The following is a 26997-nucleotide window of genomic DNA, read 5'->3' on the forward strand; positions in this document are numbered from 1 at the left end:
GCAAAGGCACATGAAGGTCATCATTTGCGGCGCGGGTCAGGTCGGCTGGCAGATCGCGCGTCATCTTTCCGGCGAAAACAATGACGTGACGGTGGTCGACAACAACCCCGATCTCGTCCGCCGCGCCACCGACACGCTGGATGTGCAGGGTCTGGCCGGGTTCGCCTCCTATCCCGACGTGCTGGATCGCGCCGGGGCGCGCGACGCGGACATGATCATCGCCGCGACGCATTCGGACGAGGTGAACATGGTCACCTGTCAGGTCGCGCATTCTGTGTTTTCGGTCCCGCGCAAGATCGCCCGGCTGCGCGCGCAAAGCTATCTGAACGCGATCTATTCCGATCTCTACCGCCGCGATCATCTGCCGATCGACGTGGTGATCAGTCCGGAAAAGGAGGTCGCCGAGGCCGCGCTGCGCCGGCTGTCCTCGCCTTCCACCTTCGACACCGAAAGCTTTCTGGGCGGCGATGCAAAGATGCTCGGCATCCAGCTGGACGAGGATTGCCCGGTCCTGAACACGCCGCTCCGGCAATTGTCCGAGCTGTTCTCCACCTTGCGGGCCATCGTCGTCGGCATCCGGCGCGACGGCACGCTGTTCGCCCCCGAGCCGGGGGATCAGCTTTATGCCGGCGATCAGATCTACGTCTTCACTCATACGTTGGACAGCTCCCGGACCCTTGAGATTTTCGGCAAGGAGACGAAGCGTCAGGATCGGGTGGTGATCATTGGCGGGGGCAATGTGGGGCTTGCCGTGGCCAAGGAACTGGAGCAATCGGCCAACCGCATCCGCACCAAGGTCATCGAGCTCAGCCGCGAGAATGCCGAACGTGCGGCCGATGCGCTTGAACGCACCATCGTCCTGCATGGTGACGGGCTGGACATAGAGATCCTGCGCGAGGCGGGCGTCAGCCGCGCCGATACCGTTCTCTGCGTCACCGATGACGACAAGACCAATCTTCTGGCCTCTGTCCGGGCCAAGACCGCCGGCGCGCGTGTGGCCGTGGCGCTCGTGAACGACCCCACGCTTGTGCCGCTGATGAAACCCCTTGGCATCGACGCCTATATCAACCCGCGCACCACCACGGTCAGCTCGATCCTGCGCCATATCCGGCACGGGCGGGTGCGGGGCGTTTATTCCATCGGCGATGCGGAGGCCGAGGTGATCGAGGCGCAGGTTCTGTCAACCTCTCCCATCGCGGGGCAGGCGGTGCGCGATATCGACTTCCCCGAAGGCGTTCTGATCGGCGCGGTGCAGAAGGCCGGCAAGGTCATGCGCCCCTCGGGCTCCACCAAGATCGAGGAGGGCGATGCGATCGCCATTTTCGCCATGGCGGCGGATGTCCCGGCGGTGGAATCCCTGCTGCAAGTCTCGATCGACTTTTTCTGACTCGATGCGCGCCTATTTGTCCCGCCTGCCGCTGATTGTCGTGCTGATGGGGATCAGCGCGGCGGCGATGATGCTGCCCGCGCTTCTGGCCACCGGCATGGACGATCACTTCACCGGCCGGGTGTTTTTCTATTCCTCGCTTCTGTTTCTGACCCTGACCGGGCTCGTCGGCCTCGCCACCCAGACGATCCGGCCGGTCACGTCGCCGCGGGCGCATCTGATCGCGCTCCTGCTCGCCTATGTCGCCCTGCCGTTCATGCTCGCCTTCCCGCTGGCCGAGGCGGTGGGCAACACCCGCTATATCAACGCCTATCTGGAAATGGTGTCCAGCCTGACCACCACGGGGGCCAGTTTCTTCGACCCCGACCGGCTGGCGCCCGCGGTGCATTTCTGGCGTGGGCTCGTCGGCTGGATGGGCGGCTTTCTCATCTGGGTGACGGCGGTAGCGGTGCTGGCGCCGCTCAATCTGGGCGGCTACGAAGTCACGTCGGAGGCGCAGATCACCGGCCGGGTGCAGCCCGGATCCGGCCAGATGACCGCCGCAAGCCCCGCCGAACGCCTGCGGCGTCACGCGGCCCGCCTGGCCCCGGTCTATCTTACCCTGACAATGATCCTCTGGGTCGCACTGCTCCTGGCGGGGGAGTTGCCGCTGACCGCGCTGATCCACGCGATGTCGACCATGGCGACTTCGGGCATCAGCCCGGTCGGCGGGCTCGAAGGCCGCCCCTCCGGCGTCGCGGGGGAGGCGCTGATCTTCCTCTTCTTCATCTTCGCGGTGTCGCGCCGGTCCTTCGCCTCGGGGTTTTCGACCGATACCGCCCGCCGGATGGCCCGCGACCGGGAATTGCGGCTGGCGATCTTCGCGGTGGTGGTTCTGCCCACGCTCCTCTTCGTCCGCCACTGGATCGGCGCGCTGGAAGTGGATGAACTGGCCAATTCCGAAGGTGCGCTGACCGCCCTCTGGGGCAGCGTGTTCACCATCCTGTCCTTCCTGACCACGACCGGTTTCGTTTCCGAAAGCTGGGTGGAGGCGCGCACATGGTCTGGCCTGCCCACGCCGGGGCTGATCCTGATCGGGCTGGTGCTGATGGGCGGTGGGGTTGCGACCACGGCGGGCGGGGTCAAGCTGCTCCGGGTCTACGCGCTTTACAAGCATGGCACCCGTGAGATGGGCAAGCTGCTGCATCCGCATTCGGTCGCCGGGGCCGGGCGTCTGGGCCGCCGCATCCGCCGCGAAGGCGCCTATATCGCCTGGATCTTCTTCATGCTGTTCATTCTGACCATGGCGGTGGTGATGGCGGCGCTCGCGTTGACCGGGCTGACCTTCGAGGCCTCTCTGGTGCTGGCGGTCTCCGCGCTGACGACCACCGGGCCGCTTGCCGGGGTCGCCGCGGAAGCCCCGATTTCCTATATCGGGCTGAGCGATGCGGCAAAGTCGATCCTGGCCGCGGCGATGATCGTCGGGCGGCTTGAAACCCTCGTTCTGCTGGCGCTGATCAACCCCGGATATTGGCGCGCGTGATGCATTTGCAGCATAGCCGCGCTAATGCGCTGGAATCGGGGTGGAAATCTCCCGAACTTGCCCCCATACTCCATTCTGTCTGCTCACAGACTGTCAACGAACAAAGACAGCACCAACGACAAGGCAAGTTTCGAAATGGCCGAAAATAAGCAAAATCTGCAGGACGCATTCCTTAATCATGTCCGCAAAACAAAGGTTCCGGTCACGATTTTCCTGATCAACGGCGTCAAGTTGCAGGGTGTGATTACCTGGTTCGATAATTTTTGTGTTCTTCTGCGCCGCGACGGACAATCGCAACTCGTGTACAAGCACGCGATTTCCACCGTGATGCCTGCACAGCCGATAAACCTTTACGACGGGGAAGAGTGAGCGATAACTCGCTGAGCACCGACACCCAAGGCCCGATCATGCGGGCCCTTGTGCTTCACCCCGACATCCAGACCGACCGCAGCCGCCGCAGCCCCGGCCCGGCGCTGGAAGAAGCTGTGGCGCTGGCCGCGGCGCTGCCCGATCTGGTGGTCGCGGGCGCCGAGGTCGTGCGATTGCCCAAGGCGCAGCCGGGGCTTCTCTTCGGAAAGGGCAAGATCGCCGAGCTGAAAACCCGAATCGAGGAGCTTGAAGCCGGGCTGGTTCTGATCGACGGGCCGGTCACGCCCGTGCAGCAGCGCAATCTCGAAAAGGAATGGGGCGTCAAGCTGCTGGACCGGACCGGTCTGATTCTGGAGATTTTCGCGGATCGGGCCCGCACCCGCGAAGGCGTGTTGCAGGTGGAGCTGGCCGCGCTCAGCTATCAGCGCACGCGCCTTGTCAGGGCCTGGACCCACCTGGAGCGCCAGCGCGGCGGGCTCGGCTTTGTGGGCGGCCCCGGCGAGACCCAGATCGAGGCGGACAGGCGCGCGATCGACGACGCGGTCACCCGCATCCGCCGGCAATTGGGCAAGGTCGTCAAGACGCGCGCGCTTCACCGCGCGGCGCGGGCCAAGGTGCCGTATCCCATCGTGGCGCTGGTGGGCTACACCAATGCCGGCAAATCCACATTGTTCAACCGGCTGACCGGCGCCGAGGTGATGGCCAAGGATATGCTGTTTGCCACGCTCGACCCGACCATGCGCGCCGTGGTCCTGCCCGACGGGTCCGAGATAATCCTGTCGGACACGGTGGGTTTCATCAGCGATCTGCCGCCGCAACTGGTCGCCGCCTTCCGCGCCACGCTGGAAGAGGTGCTGGATGCCGATCTGATCGTTCATGTGCGCGACATCTCCCACCCCGAGACCGAAGCCCAGGCCGGGGATGTGGCCGCGATCCTGACAGAACTTGGGGTCAGGGACACCGCGCCCGCGATCGAGGTCTGGAACAAGATCGACCGTCTGCCGGCGGAGCGAGCCGAGGAACTGGACAGGATCGCCGCGCGGCGCGATGGCGTGCATGCGATCTCGGCGGTCACCGGGCAGGGGCTGGCCGACCTTCTGGCCGATATCTCGCACAGCCTCTCTCCGCCCCGCCACCGGACCGATCTGGACCTGCCACATGCGGAGGGCCGGAAACGGGCCTGGCTTTTCGAACAAGGCGTGGTGGAGACCGAGGAGCAAGGCGAAGGCGGCACCCATCTCGTCGTCAACTGGACGGACCGTCAGGAACGCGCCTTCCGGCGGCTCTGAGCGGCGTGGCCCGGGCGCTCGGTGTGGGGGCGCCGTCTGTCCGCGGCGGCTGTCGCCGCACACGCCCCGTCCGCCAGCGGCCAGCGCCGAATTGATCTACAATTGATATACCTTCACGGGCGGGGCGTCAGCATGGTCACCCCGATATTGCCGGCCCGCGCAAGCTCCGGATCCAGCGACATGGGGATGTATTCGCCCCGCCGCCACAGCTCTCCCAGATCGTCGTAATAGGGGCTGAGCGGGTGGCCGGATTGCCCGGTGGCGATGATGAAGACGGAACTGTCGGGATCGGCGAAATCATAGACGCCGCGATATCCCGCCGAATGGGTGTTCAGGAACGGATCGGGCAGGGTGCCCGGTGTCGCCGCCCGCTGCAACGTGAAGTCCCCACCCGATGTGGGTTGGCGGATGTTCACGACCCATGAAAACAAGGCTGTATCGCCCAGGACCTGGTGATCGTGCCGGGCCTCGTGGGCGGCCCCCCATCGCCAGCTTTCGACGCCGAGCCCGTATCGCTCCTCCAGCCACTGCAAGGCATCGTCAAGCGCCAGTCTGGCGATGTCGGTGCAGGTTTCACGGGCGGTTGAGGGGCGTATGTCGCACCAGATCGCCGCGCCGTCCACATCCCGGAAGACGCGCTCCAGAAACAAAGGCTCGATCTTCAGGAACTCATTGGCAAGCGGCCCGATATCGTCGCGGATCAGGCGCTGCTGCAACTCCCGCATCCAGGCCGCATAAATCAACGGTTCGGGCAGATGTTCGTTCATCTCTCCGTTCCATTCCGCCAGCAATTGCAGGGCTCGCTGGCGGCGGCGTTCGGGTGTTCCGTCGGCGGCGGCCTCGCCGCTCAGCCACAGATCGCGGGCCACCAGCGGCAGGATATTGCGCGCGGCGGCAGACACGGTGTCGAGCTGAGCCTCGATGAAGCTGTCGCGGGTATGAACCTGACGGGCCTGCATCAGGCGCTGCCAGCGGGTCACGCGCTGCGTATCGCCCCAGCTATAGGAGACGTGGAGCGGAAAATCCCGGTCCACCAGCTTGTTGTTGGTGTTGCCGAGGATACCGCCTTCTGGGTTTTCGAAGCTGGGGTTGGCGAAGTATTGTGTCACGCCCTGCCATCGGTTTTCCGCGATCCAGCCCGGCGCGGGGATGCGCCCGAGGCTTTGATGCCCGGGCAGGCGCCACGGCATATGGCCGATCGTCTGCAAGGCGATGTTCCCGTCCGCGTCCGCCAGCGTCAGGTTCTGGGACGGCGCAACGAAGGCTTCGCCCGCGGCGATCCCTTCGGCTACAGAGCCCGCGCGCATCAGCTCCAGCCCGGTTTGGATCGAGGTGTTCCGGTCGCTGAGCGCAGTCCAGGCCATGCTCATCACATGGCCGGGCGGCGTTACAGTTCCCACATTCCAGGCGTCCTCCGGCAGTACGGGGCCGTTTTCCGTCCAGCGAAGCGTGATGGTGACGGGCTGTGCATCGGCGATTTCGATGATCGTGCGGCGGGTTTCGAAATCGGCCCAGCCGTCAGACGTGCGGTATTGCCCAGGATTGTCCGGGTTCAGCTCTTCGACGAAGAGATCGATATCGTCCATGTAGGAGGACGTGATCCCCCAGCCGAGACGGTCGGAGCGCCCGGCGAGGATCACCGGCATGCCGGGTATGCTGGCCCCGATCACCCCGCCGGTCGACAGCTCCAGCCGGGCGAGATACCAGAGTGTCGGCGCGCTGAGACCGAGATGCGGGTCATTGGCAAGCAACGCCCCGCCCGCCGCCGAGCGGGCCGGCGCTGCGGCCCACGCGTTCGACGCGCCGCCCAGACCGCGCGGCGCGGTGGGATAAAGCGGATCGCGCGGCCGGCTTGCACCGCTTGCGAATTGCGGCATCGGGACATCGAAGAAGCTGGCATAATCGGGCAGGGCAGCGATGCCTTCGCCGGGAACATCGGGCATCAGATCCGCCAGCCTTGCGGCATCGCCGAGCGCAAGCGACGCCCGGGCGCGCAACACTTCCTCTTCCTGGTGGCTGGCCAGTTGCAACGCCATCATCATGGTGATCGCGATACTGTCCGCCGGTCGCCAGGGCGAAATTTCGGGCGCGAAAAGAAACAGCTCAGGCGCGCCCCGGCCAAGCGCCTCGGCCCCGACAAGCTCCAGCCACGCATTCACACCGGCGGCATAAGCCTCCAGCGCGGCGATGGTCTCCGGGGTCTGCGCCGCGACCGAGCGGGTGGCGTGACCATAGATATCGAGCCGTCGCAGCAGGATGTCGATCTCCAGCGTCCGCGCGCCGAACAGTTCCGACAGTCGCCCCTGCGCGGTGCGCCGGATCATCAGCATCTGCCAGAGGCGATCCTGCGCGTGGGAAAAGCCAAGGCCGTAATAGACATCCAGGTCCGTCGATCCGAAGATATGCGGGACATTCGCGTTCGAGCGGACGATCTCCACCGGGGCAGTGATGCCGGGCACCTGCCAGTCGGCATTGTAATCGGGCAGGCTGCGACCCGCCATCCACCAGGCGACCGCGAGGGTAAGAACCGCTATCGCAACGACCAGGGTGACAAGACGGACCAGCCAGCGAAGAAAGACGCCCATCAGGCAGTTACCCCAAGATCGGAATGCGGAATCAGCCCCGGTCCTAGCGGCAATATCGGGCAAATGCAAAGCCGGACCGGCACGGCCCGGCGTCACGCTTTCTCAAGCCGGAGGCGGCTCAGGGGATGATGCGCGAATACCGTGTGCCTTCAAGGGTCGCGCCCGCGATCAGACCGGCCTGACCATAGATCACGGCGATAACCGGATCGAGCAGCGTGGTCGTATCCACGCCCAGATTGGCGCCCTGGTCGGTCACCGCGTATTGCACATCGGCACCCACCGCCCAACCGGCACTGCGCCGGAACTCGCTCAACGCCGCATCGGTCATGAAGAAGAGCGTATGGGCGTATTGCTGCGCGCCGATCTGAAAGCCGAAGCTGCCGGAGATCGCCGAGTAGTAATCGACGGAGGCGCCGTTGATGCGCAGCGCGCCTCGACCGTAGGAGCCGCCGAACCCGAAGCCCGCCTGCGTCACCAGTGGCATGACCAGCATGCCGGCGGCGTTCAGGCTCAACTCCTGTGTGCCGGGCACTTCGTTATACATGAACTGGATTGCGCTATCGACGCGGGCATCGAGCCGCGATGCCCCGTCGGATCCCACGCCATTTCCGCAGGCTGCCAAGGGAACGGCTGCCGCGGTTACCACAAAATGTCGCCGGGTGAGTTTGCTCATCGGAAAATCCGCCTGTCTGTTATGCCTCGTTGCCCGGGTCTTTCAGCCCGGATTGCGCATATTATTACGCGCAAAGACACAAGATGTCATCCGCGAATGACACCAGACCTGCGGGTTCTTGCTTATCTGACCACTATCCGTTGAGAATTTGCGCGACCCGGGGGGCGAAATAGGTCAACACGCCGTCGCACCCTGCCCGGCGGAAGGACATCAGGCTTTCCAGCATGACCTTTTCTCCGTCGATCCAGCCGTTGGCCGCCGCCGCCTCGATCATCGCGTATTCACCGGAGACCTGATAGGCATAGGTCGGCGCGCCGAACCTGTCTTTCACCTCGCGGCAGAGATCAAGGTAGGGCATCCCCGGTTTCACCATCACCATATCGGCCCCTTCGGACAGGTCTCGCTCGACGCAGCGCAGGGCCTCCTGCCGGTTCATCGGGTCGATCTGGTAGGTCTTCTTGTCTCCTTTCAGCGCGCCGGACGCGCCCACCGCATCCCGGAACGGGCCGTAATAGGAGCTGGCGAATTTCGCCGCGTAGGACATGATCGTCACATTCACGTGCCCCTCCGCCTCCAGCGCGTCGCGCATCGCACCGATCCGGCTGTCCATCATATCCGAGGGGCCAAGGATATCGGCGCCAGCCTCGGCCTGGGCCAGGGCCATCTTCACCAGCGCCTCGACCGTCTCGTCATTCACGATGATGCCGTCGCGCACGATCCCGTCATGGCCATTGGCGTTATAGGGGTCGAGCGCGATATCGGTCATGATCGCGATGTCGGGTACAGCATCCCTGATCTCGCGGATCGCCTGATTGGAGAGGTTGTCCGGGTTCCAGGCCTCCTCGCAAAGCTCGGTTTTCAGCGACGGATCGGTATAGGGAAAGATACAGATAGCCGGAATGCCCAGCCCGTGCGCCCTCCGCGCCGCCTCCACCAGAAGATCGACACTCAGGCGCTCCACACCGGGCATCGAGGCGACGGGCTGCCGCTCGCCCCTGCCGGCGCAGACGAAGACCGGCCAGATCAGATCATTCACCGAAAGCTCCGCCTCACGGGTCAGATTGCGCAGCGCAGCCGAGGCGCGGGTCCGGCGGAACCGGGTGCGGGGAAAAGGGCCCTGATTGGCTGGCATCGGCATGCTCCTTCGTGGTTTTGTTGCCACAAATCCGTGCCATGAACCATGTCTCATCTCAAGGCTGGAAACCATGGACCCCCGCAACTATGGTGCGCCAAAACAGCTATAACAGGCAGCGCGTCCTTGGACCTTCCCTTCCTCGATCTTGCACGCGAAGTGATCGATCTCAGATCGTTCTCGAACCTTTGGTACTGGATTGTGCTGGCGGTGATGTGGTCCACGGTCAGCCACTGGGTACTGGGTGTGCCCTATGACATGGTGCAGCGGGCGAACCGCGGGCATGAGCGCAGCACTCAGGACATGGCGGTGCTGGCGCGGGTGAATGTGAACCGGATCCTCACCATCGTGGAGGTCTCGGGTGTCTGGGCCACGGCCTTTGCCGCCTTCATCCTGACGGGGCTCGCGGTTCTGGGCTGGATCTACAATGTGGAGTTCTGCCAGGCCGTGTTTCTGCTGATGTTTCCGATGACGCTGGTCGGGGCCTGGTCGGTGCGGACCGCGCGCAAGCTGCGGGCAACCGGGTTTCAGGATGTGCCCCGCCTGCTCAGATATCACCGGATCGGCGTGCAGATGCTGGGCGTGGTCTTCATCTTCATCACCGCCTTCTGGGGCATGTGGGTGAATGTCCGGGTCAATCCCCTGGGCATGTAGGGCAGGACCGCGCTTGACACCCGCGCGGGGCACGGTAGGTGACGCGGACCCATGACCCCCAACCCGGACCATATCCTGACAGGTGGCGCGCCCGAGGGCTTTGACGCCACGCTTGTCCTGCGCGAACTTGCGGCAGGCACCGGCCCCGTCTGCCATGTGGCGCGGGACGACAAGCGCCTTGCGGCCATGGCCAGGGCGCTTGCGTTCTTCGACCCGAGCGTGCCGGTCCTGCGCTTTCCGGGTTGGGATTGCCTGCCCTATGACCGGGTCTCGCCGAATGCCGAGATCGCGGCCAGCCGCATGGCAACGCTTGCCGCGCTTTCCGCAGGGCTGTCGGGGCCGTTCATCGTGCTCACGACCCTCAGCGCGGCGACCCAGTTCGTTCCGCCCCGCGCGCTGTTGCAGGACGCGGCCTTCGTCGCCACCGTCGGCGGGCGGATCGACGAAGACGCGCTCAAGACCTTCCTGGTCCGGATGGGCTTCGTGCAAAGCCCGACGGTGACCGAGCCCGGCGATTATGCGGTCCGCGGCGGCATCATCGATGTCTGGCCGCCCGGAGAAAGCACCCCGGTGCGTCTGGATCTCTTCGGCGACGTGCTGGACGGGGCGCGGCGGTTCGACCCGGCAACGCAACGCACCACCGAGAAGATGGAGCGGGTGGAACTGGCGCCCGTTTCCGAGGTGATCCTCGACGAAGCTGCCATCACCCGGTTCCGGCAGAACTACCGGATCGAGTTCGGCGCTGCGGGCACCGACGATCCGCTTTACGAAGCGGTCAGCGCGGGCCGGAAACATGCCGGCGTGGAACATTGGCTGCCGTTTTTCCACGAGCGGCTAGAAACGCTTTTCGACTACCTGCCAAAGGCCACGATCACCCTGGACGAGCAAAGCGATGCGCAGCGTCTAGCGCGATGGGAAAACATTGAAGATCAATACGATACCCGAAAGACGGCATTGACCCAGAAGGGCCGGCTCGACTCGGTCTACAAGCCCTGTCCGCCCGGGCAACTCTATCTCAATGACGCGGCATGGGACCGGGCGATCTCCGGGCACCGGGTTGTGCAGTTTTCTCCGCTGCCACAGGCAAGCGGGCCCGGCACAACAGATGCGGGCGGCCGGATCGGGCGCAGTTTCGCGCCCGAGCGTCAGCAGGAAAATATAAGCCTTTTCGGTGCTTTGGCGGACCATATTCAGGCTCAACGTGAAAAGGTGGCGGTTGTCATTGCCTCCTGGTCGGAAGGTGCGCGCGAGCGGCTGGCCGGTCTTCTGGAGGATCAGGGTGTCGTCGGCGCGGTCGAGATCACCGATGCGCGCGACATCGCCGGGCCGGGCAGTCTCAACCTCGCGGTCTGGCCGCTGGAGGAGGGGTTTACCGGCGGCGGGCTCTGCGTGATCTCGGAGCAGGATGTGCTGGGCGACCGGCTGATCCGGCCCAAGCGTAAGACGAAGCGCGCCGAGAATTACCTGACCGAAGCGCAGTCGCTGAGCCCCGGCGATCTGATCGTTCATGTCGATCACGGGGTCGGCCGTTACACGGGGCTTGAAACGGTAACCGCCATGGGCGCGCCCCATGAGTGCATCGCGCTGGAATATGCCGGGGGCGACCGGTTGTTCCTGCCCGTCGAGAACATCGAACTGCTGAGCCGCTACGGCCATGACGAGGGCCTGCTCGACAAGCTCGGAGGCGGCGCATGGCAGGCCAAGAAAGCGAAGCTGAAGGAACGTATCCGCCAGATCGCCGACAAGCTGATCCGCATCGCGGCGGAACGGGAGCTGCGCTCGGCCCCGGTTCTGGAGCCGCCGGGCGATATGTGGGACGCGTTCGCCGCCCGCTTCCCTTATGAGGAGACCGACGACCAGCTGACCGCCATCGCCGATGTGATGGAGGATTTCGCCCAAGGGCGCCCGATGGACCGGCTCATCGTAGGCGATGTGGGGTTCGGCAAGACCGAGGTCGCGATGCGGGCGGCCTTCGTCGCCGCGGCTTCGGGCCTGCAGGTGGCGGTGATTGCGCCGACCACACTTCTGGCCCGGCAGCACGCCAAGACGTTTTCGGACAGGTTTCGGGGTTTCCCGATAAATGTCAGGCAGTTGTCACGCTTTGTTCCAGCGCGTGAAGCAGGAGAGACCCGCAAGGGGCTGGCCGATGGCAGCGTGGATATCTGCATTGGCACCCATGCGCTTCTGGCCAAGGGTATCCGGTTTCGGAACCTGGGCCTGTTGGTGATTGACGAGGAACAGCGCTTTGGCGTGACCCACAAAGAGCGCTTGAAGGAAATGCGCTCGGACGTTCATGTGCTGACCCTTTCGGCAACACCGATCCCGCGGACGCTTCAGATGTCGCTCTCGGGCGTCCGCGACCTGTCGCTGATCGGCACCCCGCCGATCGACCGGCTGGCGATCCGGACCTATGTCAGCGAGTTCGACAGCGTGACCCTGCGCGAGGCGCTGCTTCGCGAGCATTACCGCGGAGGGCAGAGTTTCTACGTGGTCCCGCGCATCCAGGATCTGCCCGAGATCGAGGCGTTTCTGACCGATCAGGTGCCAGAGGTGTCCTATGTCGTGGCCCATGGCCAGATGGCGGCGGGTGAGCTCGACGACCGGATGAATGCCTTTTACGATGGCAAATACGATGTGCTGCTGGCCACGACCATCGTCGAAAGCGGCATCGACATTCCGACGGCCAATACCATGATCATCCACCGGGCCGACCGGTTCGGGCTGGCGCAGCTTTACCAGATACGGGGCCGGGTGGGCCGCGCGAAGACCCGTGCCTATGCCTATCTGACGACGAAACCGCGCCAGAAGCTGAGCCAGACCGCGGAAAAGCGGCTGCGGGTTCTGGGCAGCCTCGACAGCCTTGGGGCGGGCTTCACGATTGCCAGTCAGGATCTCGACATTCGCGGGGCGGGCAATATCGTGGGCGAGGAGCAATCGGGCCATGTCCGCGAAGTCGGGTTCGAGCTTTACCAGTCCATGCTGGAAGAGGCGATCGCCAATATCCGCTCGGGCGCGGGCGAGGCGCGCCTCGACGAGGACGGGCAGTGGGCGCCGCAAATCAATCTGGGTGTGCCGGTTCTGATCCCCGAGGCTTATGTGCCCGATCTGGATGTCCGGCTGGGGCTTTACCGGCGTCTGAGCCAGTTGACCACAAAGGTGGAACTGGAAGGCTTCGCCGCCGAACTGATCGACCGGTTCGGCAAGCTGCCGCGCGAGGTGAACACCCTGCTTCTGGTCATCCGGATCAAGGCCAAGTGCAAACAGGCCGGGATCGCCCGGCTGGACGCGGGGCCCAAGGGGGCCACGATCCAGTTTCACAACGACAAATTCGCCAATCCGGCCGGTCTGGTGGAGTTCGTGCAGGATCAGCGCGGCCTGGCCAGGATCCGTGACAACAAGATCGTGGTCCGGCGCGACTGGACAAGCGAAGCCGACAAGATCAAGGGGGCCTTCGCGATTGCCCGCGATCTGGCCCAAAAGGTGCAGGTGGCGACGCCTCCCGCCAAGGCCAAGGTCTGACCGGGCAGACGGCGACGCCCGCTCAGACCGTCTCGCGCGGCATTGCGCGCATCACGATCGTTCCGATCAGGCATAACACGCCCATGGCGATGGCCAGCGGCACCGCCGTTCCGTCATAAAGCTGCCCGATCGCCGCACCCAGTATCGCGCCCCCCACCGTCGCCAATGCTCCCATCAAAGAGGCCGCCATCCCCGCGATATGGCCCAGGGGTTCCATCGCCAGCGCGTTGAGATTACCGATGGTGAAACCGGCGGTTGCGAAGATCGTGGCGCTCCAAAGGAAGTAGAGCCAGAACTCCTGCGCGCCCAGAAACCCAAGCGCAAGGGACATCGCGACGACCGCCGACAGCACCGTCTGCAGGCCAAGTGCGCCGCGGATCAGCGGACGCATGCCCAGACGGATCACCAGCCGCCCGTTGATCGGAGCCGCCGGTGCCGACAAAAGCGCCATGACCGCGAACCAGTAGGGGAAACTGTCGCGAAGCCCGTAGGTGATGTCGAACACCTGCTGGATGGAGGAGATGGTGCCGAACAGCGCTCCGTAAACCAGTGTTTGCACAAGGATCGACAATTGCATCTGCCGCAGGCTGAGTGCCTCCCGGATCCCGGCCCACAAGGTCTTCAGCCGCAGCGGGCGCCGTATGGCGCGGGGCAGCGTTTCGGGTTGCCGGATCAGGAGCCAGCCCACCGAGATGGCCGAGAACAGCAGGAAGACCAGAAAGATCGAGCGCCAGCCGAAGCCCGCGATGATTGCCGCGCCGATCATCGGCGCGACCGCCGGAAACAGCGTGAAGACCAGCATCGCGAAGCTGACGACCTGGGCCATTTGCCGGCCGGAATAGAGATCCCGCATGATTGCCATGGCGACCACGCGCGGGCCGGCCGCGCCAAGGCCCTGCAACACCCTGGCCGCCAGAACCATCTCAAGCGTCGGGGCGACATAAGCCAGAATCGATCCTCCGATGTAAAGCGCGGCACCAGCGATGATCACAGGTTTGCGTCCGAACGCATCGGATAAGGGCCCCGCGAAAAACGTGCCCACCCCCATGCCCAGCACGAAGGAGGTCAGGATCAACTGCGCCAGCGTGGGCCTGTCCGGGGTCAGTTCCTCGGCGATGTCGGGCAGCGCGGGCAGCATCGCATCGATGGAAAAGGCGATGGTCGCGAACATCATCCCCATCAGGGCAATGAACTCCGGCATCGACAGGCGGCGCACCGACGGAGGGGCCGTGACATCACTCATGCGGACACCCGGCAGGCCCTGCGGCCGGTCCCGGACGCGCCACCACGCGGCGGCATGACCCCAAGCGAAGAAACGCGGCCGCCATGAGCGTGTGTCGCGGTCATTCCTTGGCTTTCAGCTGGTCTGAGATTTCGTCAATGACATTGGACCACAGATCGGGCGATTGCGCGCCGGTCAGGACATGCTGGTTTGCGATGATGAATGTAGGCACACCGGTGACGCCTCTGGCGCGCGCATTCGCGTCGCGGGCGCGAATGTCCTCGCTATCGGCGTCGCTGGCCAGAAGCCGCGTCACCATTGCGGCCTCCAGCCCCGCGCTTTCGGCGATCTGCACCAGGCTTTCGGCATCGCCGATGTCCTTGCCCTCGACGAAATAGGCGCGAAACAATGCCGCGACCATGGGCGTCTGCCGTCCCTCAAGCCCGGCCCAATGGATCAGGCGATGCGCGTTCAGCGTGTTGGGCGTGCGTGAGATGCGGTCGAAATTGATCTCCAGACCTGCGGCCTCCGCGTGTGTCGCGATGCGGGAGTAAACCTCGATGGCACCGTCCCTGCCGCCGAACTTCGCTTCGAGATAGTCGCGGCGATCCATGCCGCCTGCGGGCATCTCCGGGTTCAGCTGAAACGGATGCCATTCGACGGTGAAGGGATGCGCGGGCGCAGCTTCCAGCGCGCGGTCAAGCTGCGCCTTGCCGATGTAGCACCAGGGGCAGATCGGGTCTGACAGGATGTCGAGCTTGATCATGTTACCTCCTTCAGGCAGGCGCGCAGGGCTGCGCGGTCAAGCTTTCCATTTGCGGTGCGGGGCAGGGCGGCAAGCCGGGCATAGAGACGGGGTTGCTTGTAGCGCGCCAACCCGGCCTCTGCCGCGACGCGCAGGCTACCCTCTTCAATCGGGCCCGTATAGCCCATGGCGACGATAAAAACGCCCTCGCTCACCTCGATCGCCACTGCGGCGCAATCGGTCACTCCGGGTAGGTCCGCGAAGGCCGCTTCGATCTCGTGAGGCGAGACGCGGAAGCCGCCCGTGTTGAGCATATCGTCGCGGCGGCCGTGATAGGTCAACGCGCCATCCACCGCTTCGGAAACCTGGTCGCCGGTCAGAAACCAGTCGCCGGTCAGTGGCAAATGGGGTTTGCCGTCGTCCAGATATCCCAGCATTAGGCCCGGGTCTTTGCAGTGGATCGCCAGGGTACCCGTGCGGCCCTTCGACACCGGCTGCCCATCCTGGTCCAGCACCGCAATCCTGCGGCCCGTCTGCGGATAGCCAAGCGTGCCCTCCGGCGCGGGTCTGGCCGGACTGCCGGAAATGAAGGTGGAGCATTCGGACATGCCAAGCGCCTCATGAACCGGCGTGCCGGTGGCGCGCTGCCACGCCTTGCGCAATGCCTCGGGCAGTTTCTCTCCCGCGCTCAGCCCGTGGCGCAGACGGGGCAGCGCGAGATTCTCACTTTGCATGAGCATCTTTCGGTAAACACCTGGTGCTGCGGCAAAAATTGTTGCGCCATGCCGCTTGAGCAAGAGCGGCAGCGCTGACAGTTCCAGCCCTTCGGCGGGGATCAGCGCGGTGGCCCCGGCGGCCCATGGATCAAGCAGCCCGGTGCCAAGGGTGAAGGTCCAGTTGAACGCACCTGCATGAAGCAGCCGGTCTTGTGCGGTGAGCCCGTACCATCCCTCCCACATCATCCGCCGCGCCCAGACGGCACGGTGGGCATGGGCCACGGCGCGTGGCCTGCCGGAGGTGCCGGAGGTGAAAACGAGATACGCCAACCGGTCCGGATCACCCATCAGATACCCGGACGCCGGGTGGGCCGCCAGCGCCCCCAGATCCCGTGCGACCGGACAGGGCACAGGCTCAGGCAGGGCGATACCCGGTGCGGCGAGGATCAGCGCGGGCCGGATGACAGCGGCCAGACGCGTGATTTCAGGCGTCGTCAATTGCGCCGAGGTTGGGACCGGCACCAAACCGACGGCGATACAGGCAAGAAATGCGATGGGAAAATCGGGGGTGTTTCCCAGGCGCAGCAATACCCTATCGCCCGGCGTCAGGCCCATGCCCCGAAGGCCGGTGGCCATGCCCCGCACGGCGGTTTCAAGCCGTGCATAGCTCCACCTGTCCGACCCGGTTGGCGACAGAACCGCAAGCGCGATCTTGTCCGGTGTTTGCGCGGCCCGTGACAGGACATAGGCGGCCAGATTGAACGGGGCGGGGCAGGGCTCTTGCATGGCATTTGGGTATGCCGCTGCGGCACAAGGTGCAAGGCCGCCCCGCCCCGGAGCCGGAAAGGGCCGTTGGGGTTACCCGGGCGCGGGCGCGAAGAGGCGGCGGGCCAGAAGCACCGCAGCCACGGCCCCGATGACCTGCATAGCAATGAAGACCGGCATGTTTCCGGGGAGGATTCCGGCAAATGTGTCGCTGAGCGCGCGCGCGATGGTCACGGCCGGATTGGCGAAGCTGGTGGAGGAGGTGAACCAATAGGCGCCCGTAATGTAAAGCGCGACAAGCGTGGGGATTGCCGATGCCGCATGGCGGAGACCGCCGAGGATCACGAAAAGCAGGCCGAATGTGGCGACCACTTCGGAAAACCATTGCGACGGGCCGCTGCGGATCGTGCCGGACAGTTGCAGGACCGGCAATTCGAACATCAGATGCGCGATCCAAACCCCCAGGATACCCGCGCCGATCTGAACGAGGATGTAGGCCAGCGCGTGAGCTGCCGGGATCTCTCCCCTCAGAAGGAAGGCGAGGGTAACCGCCGGGTTGAAATGCGCGCCTGAAATCGGTCCCAGCAAGGTGATGATCACATAAAGAATGCAGCCAGTGGCAATGGCGTTGGCCATCAATGCCACGCCGGTGTTATCGGGCGAAAGGCTGGCCGCCATGATCCCCGAGCCGACGACGCCGATCAGCAGAAAAGCGGTGCCGATCCCCTCGGCCAGGAGTTTATTCAGCATTGTATTCTGTCCCGATCCTGGAGAGGGTCATTTGCAGCGTGTCCCGGTCATAGGTTTCAAAAGGAAACCGAAACAATGCATTGGCATGCGTTGTTAATGAGATGTATGCGGTCTGGAAGGCCTCGCTCACGTCACGTTCGGGTGCCTGCGCCGGATCGTCCACGCCCCAATGCGCCCGAACCGGCGCGCCGGGCCAGACCGGGCAGATCTCCCCCGCAGCCGAGCCGCAGACCGTGATGACCGCGTCCATTTTCGGGGCATCGGGCGCCGCGAATTCATCCCAGCTTTTGGATCGCGCGGTCGAAGTGTCGTAGCCCAGCTTTTGCAGCAGGACGATCGATTGCGGATGCACGCGGCCGGTCGGGTGCGAGCCCGCCGAATAGGCGCGGATGCGGCGCGCGCTGCGGTGGGTCAGAATGTGTTCGAGCAGGATCGACCGGGCGGAATTACCGGTACAAAGAACAAGAAAATTAAGCATTGGGTCCTGTTTGGATCTAGGTGAGTTTGCCGATCCTGTCCGCTTCGGTCTGAAGCGACATGCGATCCAGCGTTTCGAACGGGAGGGCTGCAAAGGCCCGGATACGGGTGTCGAGCGTGCGATAGGCGTCGGCAAAGGCCAGCGCGATTTCGGCATCGGTGCCCGTGGCCTTGGCCGGATCCGGCAGGCCCCAATGGGCGCTGATCGGCTGACCGGGCCAGGCCGGGCACTCTTCGTTGGCGGCATGGTCGCAGACAGTAAAGACGAAATCGAATTGCGGGGCGTCGGGCCCCTGCATCTCGCCAAGGTCCTTGGACCGAAGCGCCGCGGTGTCATGGCCGTTCCGCCGCAGCATGCCGAGGACCTGCGGATTGATCTGCCCGCTTGGTCTGGTGCCTGCCGAACAGGCCACGAACCGGTCCCCGCCCGCCTCGCGCAGCAGGGCCTCGGCCAGAATGGAGCGGGCGGAATTGCCGGTGCAGATGAAAAGCACGGTTTTCGGGTGATGCGGTTGGACGGCACCTGTCTGTGGCGCGCAGAGGTCCGGGCGGCCACGGCAGCAGTCATCCAGCAGGTAAGCGGTGAAGTCGCGGGTGCGGGCGCCATCGAGACTGTAGAAGAGCGATGTTCCGCTGCGGCGGGAGCAGACGATCCCGGCTTCGGCCAGGCTGGACAGATGGGCCGAGAGCGTGCTGGGTTTCAGGCCGCAGATTTCGGCGATTTCACCGGGTTGCAATGCATCGGGCGCACGCCGGGCCAGCAGACGAAACACCGACAGGCGGCCCTCATGACCCAGTGTGGAGAGTATCTTCGTGGCTGTTCGGGAGTCCATAATTCACGTATTCATGAAATATGGAATTAAGGCAACCCCTATCCGAACATCTCTACCAGATCGACGGTACTTTCCTGCCCGATCCTGTCAAAATGCGTCTCCAGAAAGCTCTCGCAGGCGGCCCGGCCCGCGGCCCGCAGCTGATGCAGAACCTGCGGCGTGGCCACCAGCTTGGTGGCGACCGAGAGCTGGGCCATCAGCGCGTCGTCGGCCACCATATGGACCAGGACATGTTTCATGGCGCCGGGGCTCAGATGGCCGTTGGAGAGCAGCCGCTGGACGAAGTGAATGGCCCTCAGTTCACGCAGAAGCGACGTGTTGAAGCTGATCTCATTGATCCGGTTCTGGATCGCGCGGGCGGAGGTCGGCACGTCTTCCCGATAGAGCGGGTTGATGTTCACCACAAGAATGTCGCTTGGCAATCCATTGTGAAACAACGGAAAAAGGGCCGGATTGCCAGTGTATCCGCCGTCCCAGTATGCCTCAAGCTTGCGGGTTGCAGGATCGATGATTTCGACCGCCTGAAACATTGTCGGCAGGCAGGCGGAGGCCATGATCGCTTCGGGCGTGATGTCGTCTCCGTCGAAGATGCGGATCTTGCCGCTGCGCACATTGGTGGCGCAGATATGAAACTCCGGTCCGGCGGCGCAACAGATGTCCTCGTAATGAAGCTGCTCCACGATCCGCCGCAACGGGTTCTGGTAGAACGGCCCATAGCTGTAGGGGCTGACCATGCGTGAAACGCCGTCCGAGATCGCGAAGGGCAATGAGGTTTCGATCAGCGCCGAAATGGCGGAGGGCGACGTGGCATTGAGCCAGGGCGCGAAGCGCTGATCAGTGATGGCGCCCACCTGTTCCCAGAGCCATTCCAGATTGTCGCGGGCGAGATCGCGGCTGTCCTGTGACAGGCCCGCCTTGATCGCCGCGCCGTTCAGCGCGCCCGCCGACGTGCCCGAGATGGCGGCAATCTCGATCTCAGGCGTGTCCAGAAGCGCGTCCAGAACGCCCCAAGTGAAGGCACCATGCGCGCCGCCGCCCTGCAGGGCCAGGTTGATCGGTTTTGCCCTAGCTGCCATGGGCTTCGCTCCAAAGCGCCAGCAGGTCGTCGACCAGAATGCCGTTGATCGTCATGCCGCTCAAGCTGGCGTCGTCGATCGACAGCCCGGTCAGGTTCGCATCGGCGATGACAGCGCCGCTCAGCGTAATGTCGGACAGGCGGGCGCCGGCCATGTTGGTATCGCGCACGGAGATCTTGGCCATGTTGGCGTTGCTGATCTGCGCGCCCGACAGGTTCACATCATAGTAGCGCGCACCGCTGAGGTTGACGTTTTCATGGATCAGCCCGGTGGCATTCACGTCGTCCAGGGTCGCCCCCATCAGATGGCAGTCGGAGAACCGGGCCTCATTGAGATTGACGCGGGTGAAGGTGGAGCCGCAGAGATACATGTTGTCGATCTCCAGCTTGTCGCGGCCGGCTTCCGAGGGTTCGTCGGTCATCTGTGGGCTCCTTTGTAGCGCCAACTTCTGCGTCAAGCATGGCGAGCAGGGCCATGTGTCGGGCTTTACCTGCGCCAAAATTTGCGACCGGGCCGTGCCACATGTTTCTCCGAAACACGTCTTCTCCGGCTCGTTGTGCCCGCTGTGCGGTCACAGCGCCGTCCATCCTCCATCGACGCTGATCGTGGTTCCGGTGATCTGGGCCGCGGCCTCCGAACACAGGAAGACGGCTGTGCCACCCATCTGTTCGACGGTCGCGAACTCCTTGGAGGGCTGGCGCTTCAGCATCACGTTCTTGATCACCTCTTCGCGGCCCATGTCGTATTCCTTCATCGTGTCGGGGATCTGCGCCTCCACCAGCGGGGTCAGGACGTAGCCGGGGCAGATCGCGTTGGCGGTGATCGGCTCTTCGGCGGTTTCCAGCGCCACGGTCTTGGTCAGGCCGACGATCCCGTGCTTGGCCGCGATATAGGCGGATTTGTATGGCGACGCCGTCAGGCCATGGGCCGAGGCGATGTTGATCACGCGGCCCCATCCCGCCTCCCGCATCATCGGCAGAGCGGCGGCGGTCGTGTGAAAGGCCGAACTGAGATTGATGGCGAGGATCGCGTCCCATTTCTCCGCCGGAAACTTGTCGATCGCGGCCACATACTGGATACCCGCATTGTTGATCAGGATATCGCAGGCGCCGGCCTCTTCGATCAGCTTGCGACACTGCTCGCCCTTAGACATATCGGCCTTGAGATACCGTGCCTCAACCCCGGTCACATCCGCGATTTCCTGTGCAAGCGCATGATCATCCTTGGTGTCGGTGAAGGAGTTCAGCACCACATTGGCCCCGGCCTTGGCCAGTTCGCGCGCGATGCCAAGCCCGATGCCTGAGTTCGAACCGGTGATGACCGCGGTTTTCCCGGAAAGATCGGTGGTGATGGCCATGGGCGAAAGCTCCGTCTGATTTGCGCTTTACCTACCATAATGCTGCATCTGCAAAATGAACAGGACCGCTCACGCAGACTTGCGGGGTGCGGGGCCCGCCACCGGTGCGCCACCCTCCGCGACAGGGTTAACGGAGTTTCCCGCCCGGGCACAAAAAAACGCCGGCACGAAGCCGGCGTTAAGTTATTGAGGCAGGTTTCATACAGGCAAGAAACCTATCGAGCAGTGACATCTTTATAAGCAATGGCTTGCTCAGAGTCCAACCGAAAAGTTTGTAATGGTCCCATGGCGGGGATAGCGTTGCCCCACAGGCAAACAAAGCAATCAGAGGATTGTCCACAGATGCGCGCAGATTGTTTCACCAGATTTTTCGCCACTTTAGGAGCCATCGCGATTCTCGGCACTACAGCTTGGGCCGAGCCGCAGCATGGCATCGCTATGTATGGTGACCCCGCTTTGCCACCAGATTTTGCGCATCTGCCTTATGCCAACCCCGATGCCCCGACCGGCGGGCGCGTGGTGACCGGCGAGGTCGGAAGCTTCGACAGTCTGAACCCGCATAGCCGGCTTGGCAGCGTCCCGTGGCAGTTGCGGTTTCTGGCCTACGAATCGCTGATGGGAAGATCCTATGGCGAACCCTTCTCCCTTTACGGTCTCCTGGCCGAATCGGTCGAGGCCGATCCGGAGGGGCAGTGGGTCGAGTTCCATCTGCGGCCCGAGGCGCGGTTTTCCGATGACAGCCCGGTCACAGTGGAGGATGTGATCTGGTCTTACGAGACGCTCGGCACCGAAGGTCATCCCCGCTATCGCAGTGCGTGGGAAAATGTCGCGGGGATCGAGCCGGTGGGCGAGCGCGGCATCCGGATAACCTTTGTCGAGGCCAATCGCGAAATGGCCCTGCTCATGGGAATGCGTCCGATCCTGAAGGCCGCGCAATGGGATGGGGTGGATTTCGCCACCAGCGGACTCGACATCGTTCCGATCACAACTGCGCCATACGTGATCACCGATTACGAAGCGGGCCGCTACGTCTCCCTCACGCGCGACCCGGATTACTGGGGCGCGGATCTGCCGTTCCGGCGCGGCACGAACGTGATCGACGAGGTGCGGCTGGAGTTCTTCGGCGACGCCACGGCGATGTTCGAGGCGTTCACCTCGGGCATCATCAACACGATCCGGGAGACCAATGCGGCGAACTGGGAACAGAATTACGATTTCCCGCGCATCCAGTCTGGCGAGGTCGTGAAATCGCTCATCCCGCATCAGCGTCCGACCGGCATGACCGGCTTTGTGATGAACGGCCGAACCCCGGCCTTCGAGGACTGGCGGGTGCGCGAGGCGATGATCCAGGCATTCAATTTCGAGTTCATCAACCAGACGATCAACGGCGGCTCCGAACCGCGCATCACCTCCTATTTCGCGAACTCCGTCCTCGCCATGGAGCCCGGACCGGCGCAAGGCCGCGTGGCCGAATTTCTGGAGCCCTTCGCGGATGCGTTGCTGCCCGGTGCGCTGGAAGGTTATGAAATGCCCGTCTCGGACGGCTCGGAGGCCAATCGCGCCGGAACCCGCGCCGCGCTTTCCCTGATGGAGGAGGCCGGGTATTCCATCGAAAACGGCGTCATGGTGGGCCCGGACGGGGAGCCCTTCAGCTTCGAGATCCTGCTGCAACAGGGGTCTTCCGAAAACCAGTCGATCATCAATATCTACGTGGAGGCGCTCTCCCGGCTCGGGATCAGCCCGCGCATTTCCACCGTCGACAGCGCGCAGTACCGCGAACGCACGGACGCGTTCGATTTCGACATGACCTATTATCGACGGGGCCTGTCATTGAGCCCCGGCAACGAACAGCGGCTCTATTGGGGCTGCGAGATGGCCGAAACCCAAGGCTCCCGCAATCTGATGGGCGTGTGCAACCCGGCGATCGAGGCGATGATCGACCGTATGCTGACATCGGATAGCCTGGAGGATTATCAGGCGGCCGTCCGCGCTTTGGACCGGATTCTGACCGCCGGGCGCCATGTGATCCCGATCTGGCATTCCCCGGTCTCGCGGATCGCCCATGTGCGGGAGTTGCGCTATCCCGAAACGCTGCCGATCTACGGCGATTTTCTGAACTTCCATCCGGATGTCTGGTGGTACGAGGAGGCGGAGTAGGGGGGCCGCACCCGTCGTCGTCCGGGGCGGAAACTACTCCGCAGCGTCGGGTGTTTTTTCCGCGCCGGCCGTTTTGGCGGGACCGATTTCCGGCGGGGCCGATGGATCCTGCCCGTTGTTAGGGTAGACCAGACCGGCGGAGATCACCAGTTTTGCCGCATCCTCGACGCTCATACTCAGAATCTGCACATCCGCGCGCGGCACGAACAACAGAAAACCCGAGGTGGGGTTCGGCGTGGTCGGCAGGAAGACCGATACCATGTCATTGTCATTGGTTGCCGCGATCTCGCCCTTGGCATTGGTCGAGATGAAGGCAATCGCCCAGATGCCCTTGCGCGGGTATTCCACGAGGCAGGCCTTGTCGAAATTGGCCTCTCCCTGCGCCAGAACCGTTTCGACGATCTGTTTCAGACCGGAGTAGATGCTGCGCACACCCGGGATGCTGAGCACGACGGACTCGGCCCATTTGATCATCGAGCGTCCGATCAGCCCTTTCGCGATCCAGCCCACGATGACGGTGAAGACCAGAAAGGTTGCCACGCCCAGACCGCGCACATCGACCTCAAGTCCGGTATACTCGCGGATCAGCAGGACCGGGTTGTAGGCGGTGGGGATGAACGGCAGAACCCACCCGTCAACCCACCCGACGATGGACCAGATCAGCCAAGCCGTCAGGCCGATAGGTGCGATCACCACCAGACCGGTCAGGAAGTTCCCGCGCAGCGAAGCAAAAAAACCGCGCCGGGGCGGTGGAGAGGATTCGGGCAATTGCATCCGTCAGCCGTAATAAGGGTGCATAGACCTAACATTTAAGCGGCTTGTCGCAGCCACACAAGCGGCGGATGATCTACCGGGCCGCCAATTCCGTCGCGATTCCGGCCGCAAGCCGCGCATTGTTCATCACAAGCGCAATATTGGCACGTAGCGACCGGCCATCGGTCAGTTCGAACAGGCGTTGCAGCAGGAACGGCGTCACCGCCTTGCCTGTCACACCCTGAGCTGCGGCCTCGGCCTGGGTTTGGGCGATAAGCGGCGCCAACATCTCGCGCGGTAGTTCGTCGACTTCGGGGATCGGGTTCGCCACCAGCTGGCCGCCGGGCAGGCCAAGGGCAGCTCGCATGCGATGGGCCGCCGCGATTTCTGCGGCGCTATCCATCCTGAGCGGCGCGCTCAGCCCGCTGTCGCGCGACCAGAACGCAGGAAAGGCCTCCTGCCCAAAGGCGATCACGGGTACACCCAGTGTTTCCAATACCTCCAGCGTCTTGGGCAAGTCCAGAATGGCCTTGGCTCCGGCGGCCACCACGGTCACCGGCGTTTCGGACAGTTCCCGCAAATCGGCGGAAATGTCGAAACTCTGCTCGGCTCCCTGATGCACACCGCCAATGCCACCTGTTGCGAAGACGTCGATGCCTGCGCGCGCAGCGCAGATCATCGTCGCCGCGACCGTGGTCGCCCCGACGGCGCCGGAGGCAAGCGCCACCGCCAGATCGGCGCGGCTTAGCTTCATCGCGTCGGGGGTTTGCGCCAGGGCGTCAAGCTCCGCAGGGTCCAGACCGATCCGTATCTTGCCGTTCATCACCGCGATGGTCGCCGGTATGGCGCCCGCTTCCCTGACCTGCGCCTCCACCGCCCTCGCGGTCTGCAGGTTCTGCGGATAGGGCATACCGTGGGTGATGATTGTGCTTTCCAGTGCCACAATCGGCGCGCCGCCATCAAAAGCGACCTGAACGTCGCGCGACAAGGCAATGATATCGTTCATGATGTTCTATCCAGACACATAATCCGCAGCAGCCTTGACCGCCTGTTTCAGGGCATCTTCCGGAGTGACGCCGCGGGCCTCGGCGGCAATATGGGCGGCCATGAAGGTATCGCCCGCACCGGTGACCCGCCTTGCATCGACGCGCGGCGGATCGCAGACCAGCACCTCCTTATCGATGCCGAAGGCCGCGCTGCCCGCACCATTCGTCACCAGAACCCGCCGCGCGCCTGCGGCGAGCATCGCGTTGACGGCCTCCCGGGCGGTGTCCGGCGCTGTACCGGTCAGCAATCCGGCCTCTTCGCAATTCACGTAAAGCGTGGCGCGCGGATGACCCATCAGGGGTTTCAGGCGTTCGGCCTTTCCGGGCGAGGCGGGCGCGATGCGCAAATCGCCCGCTGCAAAGGCAGGGCTTTCCGCGATCTCCGACAAAAGCGCCTCCGTCAGGTTGCCGTCGATCGCGATCAGCCCGGACCATGGCGCGCGATGATCACCAAGCCGCCCGTCGCCGAGCGGGGCCAGTATCCGGGCGCCCGCCGCCTCCAGCGAATGGGCATCCGCAATCGCCGCGATCAGATCGCCCCGCGCCTCGATGGCCATATACTGATCGGTGGGCAGATCCGGGTCGATCAGCACATGTTCGGTCACAAGGCCCATCTGGCCGCATTCTGCCAGCAGCGCATGGCCTTCAGCATCGCGGCCGACAACCGAGATCAGGGCGGGCGTCAGGTCGAACCGTCGCAGCGTCATCGCGATATTCAGCGCCACGCCGCCTGGGATCCGGCTGATCCGGCCCGGTTTGTCATTACCCGCGACCATCGCCAGATCCGACCGGCCGATCACGTCCCACAGAACCGAACCAATGCACAGGATATCAGGCCGAACACTCATCCGGCTTTCCTATCCGCCCGCGTTCTGCGCGTCCATGCCCCGATGCATCCTTGCGTGTCGAATTCGTCTGCGCGCTGCACCCTTCCGCCCGCCGTGCACTGCCTGGCCAAGCATGGGGCTTGCGCCCGGCCCCGAAACGGCCTATCTGGCGCGCACTTCACAGGCGAAGGCGGGCCTTCGGGGGAGACATCCCCGTTCGGTCCACCGGTTGGACATCCGTCCTATTCCTTCGCCGAGGCGCAAACCGGAAAAGGAACATTGGACATGGCGCTCCCTGATTTCTCCATGCGTCAGCTCTTGGAAGCTGGCGTTCACTTCGGCCACCAGACGCAACGCTGGAACCCCCGCATGGGCGAGTTCATCTATGGCGAGCGCAATGGCATCCACATTCTCGACCTGACCCAGACCGTGCCGATGCTGGACGCGGCTCTGAACGCCGTGCGGGACACCGTCGCAAAAGGCGGCCGCGTCCTTTTCGTCGGCACCAAGCGTCAGGCGCAGAAACCCATTGCGGATGCCGCAGAACGGTGCGCGCAGTTCTACATGAACCACCGCTGGCTGGGCGGAACCCTCACCAACTGGAAAACCGTCTCCAACTCGATCAACCGGCTGAAGCAGATCGACGAGGCCATGGAGCAGGGCACCGAGGGCCTGACCAAGAAGGAACGTCTTGGCATGGAACGCGACCAGACCAAGCTGCAGGCCTCCCTTGGCGGCATCCGCGAAATGGGCGGTCTGCCCGACCTGATTTTCGTGATCGACGTGAACAAGGAAGATCTTGCCATCCTCGAAGCCAAGAAACTGGGCATCCCGGTCGTGGCAGTGGTCGATACCAACTGTTCCCCCGACGGTGTCGATTACATCATCCCCGGCAATGACGACGCGGCGCGCGCCATCGCGCTCTACTGCGATCTGATCAGCCGTGCCGCACTTGACGGGATGACCGCACAGATGGAAGGCGCGGGCGTGGATCTGGGCGCGCTTGAAGAGGGCAGCGTCGAAGACGCGCTGACCGAAACGCCGGCCGAAGCGGCGCCCGCCGTCGAAGAGGCACCTGCCGAGGAGGCCCCGGCTGCCGCAGCCGAGCCCGCCGCCGAGGAAGAGGCAAAGGCCTGAGGGCCG

At 64.0% G+C, this 26997-nt stretch carries 23 protein-coding genes; 8 read left to right on the forward strand and 15 right to left on the reverse strand.

Annotation, left to right across the window (positions count from 1 at the left end):
- Positions 1 to 10 precede the first annotated feature (10 nt).
- From trkA to hflX, 4 genes are all read left to right on the forward strand, one after another.
- Positions 11 to 1387 carry a Trk system potassium transporter TrkA gene (gene trkA / locus D9R08_RS13810; RefSeq protein WP_121898657.1) on the forward strand — a complete coding sequence of 459 codons (1377 nt, stop codon included), beginning with the start codon at positions 11 to 13 and terminating at the stop codon, positions 1385 to 1387.
- A 4-nt stretch (positions 1388 to 1391) separates the two neighbouring features.
- On the forward strand, positions 1392 to 2909 hold the full coding sequence (locus tag D9R08_RS13815) for a TrkH family potassium uptake protein (RefSeq protein WP_121898658.1): 1518 nt from the start codon (positions 1392 to 1394) through the stop codon (positions 2907 to 2909).
- A gap of 135 nt (positions 2910 to 3044) precedes the next feature.
- A complete protein-coding gene (gene hfq, locus D9R08_RS13820) occupies positions 3045 to 3278 on the forward strand; it encodes an RNA chaperone Hfq (protein ID WP_025312876.1) in 234 nt (77 codons plus the stop codon).
- Positions 3279 to 3316: 38 nt separating this feature from the next.
- The gene (gene hflX / locus D9R08_RS13825) at positions 3317 to 4567 is read left to right on the forward strand and encodes a GTPase HflX (RefSeq protein WP_121898851.1); all 1251 of its coding nucleotides are present in this window, start codon (positions 3317 to 3319) and stop codon (positions 4565 to 4567) included.
- A gap of 113 nt (positions 4568 to 4680) precedes the next feature.
- Here hflX and D9R08_RS13830 read toward each other — a convergent pair whose 3' ends face one another.
- The 3 genes from D9R08_RS13830 to hemB form a co-directional block, all read right to left on the reverse strand.
- Entirely contained in the window at positions 4681 to 7152 is a 2472-nt protein-coding gene (locus D9R08_RS13830) for a penicillin acylase family protein (RefSeq protein ID WP_121898659.1), read from the reverse strand.
- 118 nt (positions 7153 to 7270) lie between these two features.
- A complete protein-coding gene (locus D9R08_RS13835; protein WP_121898660.1) occupies positions 7271 to 7825 on the reverse strand; it encodes a lipid-binding SYLF domain-containing protein in 555 nt (184 codons plus the stop codon).
- Between the two features lie 133 nt (positions 7826 to 7958).
- Positions 7959 to 8957 (reverse strand): porphobilinogen synthase, encoded by a 999-nt coding sequence (gene hemB / locus D9R08_RS13840; RefSeq protein WP_121898852.1) that lies wholly within the window; start codon positions 8955 to 8957, stop codon positions 7959 to 7961.
- A 126-nt stretch (positions 8958 to 9083) separates the two neighbouring features.
- On the opposite strand from hemB, the gene D9R08_RS13845 reads away from it, so the two are divergent.
- Positions 9084 to 9611, forward strand: a complete 528-nt coding sequence (locus D9R08_RS13845) for a component of SufBCD complex (RefSeq protein ID WP_121898661.1) — start codon at positions 9084 to 9086, stop codon at positions 9609 to 9611.
- Between the two features lie 51 nt (positions 9612 to 9662).
- Positions 9663 to 13130, forward strand: a complete 3468-nt coding sequence (mfd, locus tag D9R08_RS13850) for a transcription-repair coupling factor (protein ID WP_121898662.1) — start codon at positions 9663 to 9665, stop codon at positions 13128 to 13130.
- A 22-nt stretch (positions 13131 to 13152) separates the two neighbouring features.
- Here mfd and D9R08_RS13855 read toward each other — a convergent pair whose 3' ends face one another.
- From D9R08_RS13855 to D9R08_RS13895, 9 genes are all read right to left on the reverse strand, one after another.
- Positions 13153 to 14373 carry a multidrug effflux MFS transporter gene (locus D9R08_RS13855; RefSeq protein WP_121898663.1) on the reverse strand — a complete coding sequence of 407 codons (1221 nt, stop codon included), beginning with the start codon at positions 14371 to 14373 and terminating at the stop codon, positions 13153 to 13155.
- Positions 14374 to 14473: 100 nt separating this feature from the next.
- On the reverse strand, positions 14474 to 15118 hold the full coding sequence (locus D9R08_RS13860) for a DsbA family oxidoreductase (RefSeq protein ID WP_121898664.1): 645 nt from the start codon (positions 15116 to 15118) through the stop codon (positions 14474 to 14476).
- Positions 15115 to 16599 (reverse strand): class I adenylate-forming enzyme family protein, encoded by a 1485-nt coding sequence (locus tag D9R08_RS13865; protein ID WP_121898665.1) that lies wholly within the window; start codon positions 16597 to 16599, stop codon positions 15115 to 15117. Before D9R08_RS13865 ends, D9R08_RS13860 begins: the two co-directional genes overlap by 4 nt.
- A 72-nt stretch (positions 16600 to 16671) precedes the next feature.
- On the reverse strand, positions 16672 to 17328 hold the full coding sequence (locus D9R08_RS13870) for an aquaporin (protein WP_121898666.1): 657 nt from the start codon (positions 17326 to 17328) through the stop codon (positions 16672 to 16674).
- A complete protein-coding gene (locus D9R08_RS13875; protein ID WP_121898667.1) occupies positions 17318 to 17806 on the reverse strand; it encodes an arsenate reductase ArsC in 489 nt (162 codons plus the stop codon). Before D9R08_RS13875 ends, D9R08_RS13870 begins: the two co-directional genes overlap by 11 nt.
- 16 nt (positions 17807 to 17822) lie before the next feature.
- Entirely contained in the window at positions 17823 to 18638 is an 816-nt protein-coding gene (locus D9R08_RS13880) for a metalloregulator ArsR/SmtB family transcription factor (RefSeq protein WP_121898668.1), read from the reverse strand.
- 38 nt (positions 18639 to 18676) lie between these two features.
- Positions 18677 to 19714, reverse strand: a complete 1038-nt coding sequence (locus tag D9R08_RS13885) for a patatin-like phospholipase family protein (protein ID WP_121898669.1) — start codon at positions 19712 to 19714, stop codon at positions 18677 to 18679.
- Positions 19704 to 20135 carry a pentapeptide repeat-containing protein gene (locus D9R08_RS13890; RefSeq protein ID WP_121898670.1) on the reverse strand — a complete coding sequence of 144 codons (432 nt, stop codon included), beginning with the start codon at positions 20133 to 20135 and terminating at the stop codon, positions 19704 to 19706. The genes D9R08_RS13885 and D9R08_RS13890 overlap by 11 nt, the downstream gene beginning before the upstream one ends.
- Before the next feature lie 150 nt (positions 20136 to 20285).
- Complete coding sequence (locus D9R08_RS13895; RefSeq protein WP_121898671.1) at positions 20286 to 21071, reverse strand: 3-hydroxybutyrate dehydrogenase; 786 nt, start codon at positions 21069 to 21071, stop codon at positions 20286 to 20288.
- Positions 21072 to 21413: 342 nt separating this feature from the next.
- Between D9R08_RS13895 and D9R08_RS13900 the strand changes: the two genes are divergently transcribed.
- Positions 21414 to 23228 carry an extracellular solute-binding protein gene (locus D9R08_RS13900; protein WP_121898672.1) on the forward strand — a complete coding sequence of 605 codons (1815 nt, stop codon included), beginning with the start codon at positions 21414 to 21416 and terminating at the stop codon, positions 23226 to 23228.
- 33 nt (positions 23229 to 23261) lie between these two features.
- Here D9R08_RS13900 and D9R08_RS13905 read toward each other — a convergent pair whose 3' ends face one another.
- The 3 genes from D9R08_RS13905 to D9R08_RS13915 form a co-directional block, all read right to left on the reverse strand.
- Positions 23262 to 24002: a DUF502 domain-containing protein gene (locus D9R08_RS13905; protein WP_121898673.1), complete on the reverse strand. Its 741-nt coding sequence runs from the start codon at positions 24000 to 24002 to the stop codon at positions 23262 to 23264.
- A gap of 73 nt (positions 24003 to 24075) precedes the next feature.
- Positions 24076 to 24987 (reverse strand): pseudouridine-5'-phosphate glycosidase, encoded by a 912-nt coding sequence (locus D9R08_RS13910; RefSeq protein WP_121898674.1) that lies wholly within the window; start codon positions 24985 to 24987, stop codon positions 24076 to 24078.
- Between the two features lie 6 nt (positions 24988 to 24993).
- The gene (locus tag D9R08_RS13915) at positions 24994 to 25875 is read right to left on the reverse strand and encodes a PfkB family carbohydrate kinase (protein ID WP_121898675.1); all 882 of its coding nucleotides are present in this window, start codon (positions 25873 to 25875) and stop codon (positions 24994 to 24996) included.
- Positions 25876 to 26139: 264 nt separating this feature from the next.
- Between D9R08_RS13915 and rpsB the strand changes: the two genes are divergently transcribed.
- Positions 26140 to 26991 (forward strand): 30S ribosomal protein S2, encoded by an 852-nt coding sequence (rpsB, locus tag D9R08_RS13920; protein WP_121898676.1) that lies wholly within the window; start codon positions 26140 to 26142, stop codon positions 26989 to 26991.
- Positions 26992 to 26997 lie beyond the last annotated feature (6 nt).

The organism is Rhodophyticola porphyridii, assembly GCF_003688285.1.
Taxonomy (GTDB): domain Bacteria; phylum Pseudomonadota; class Alphaproteobacteria; order Rhodobacterales; family Rhodobacteraceae; genus Rhodophyticola; species Rhodophyticola porphyridii.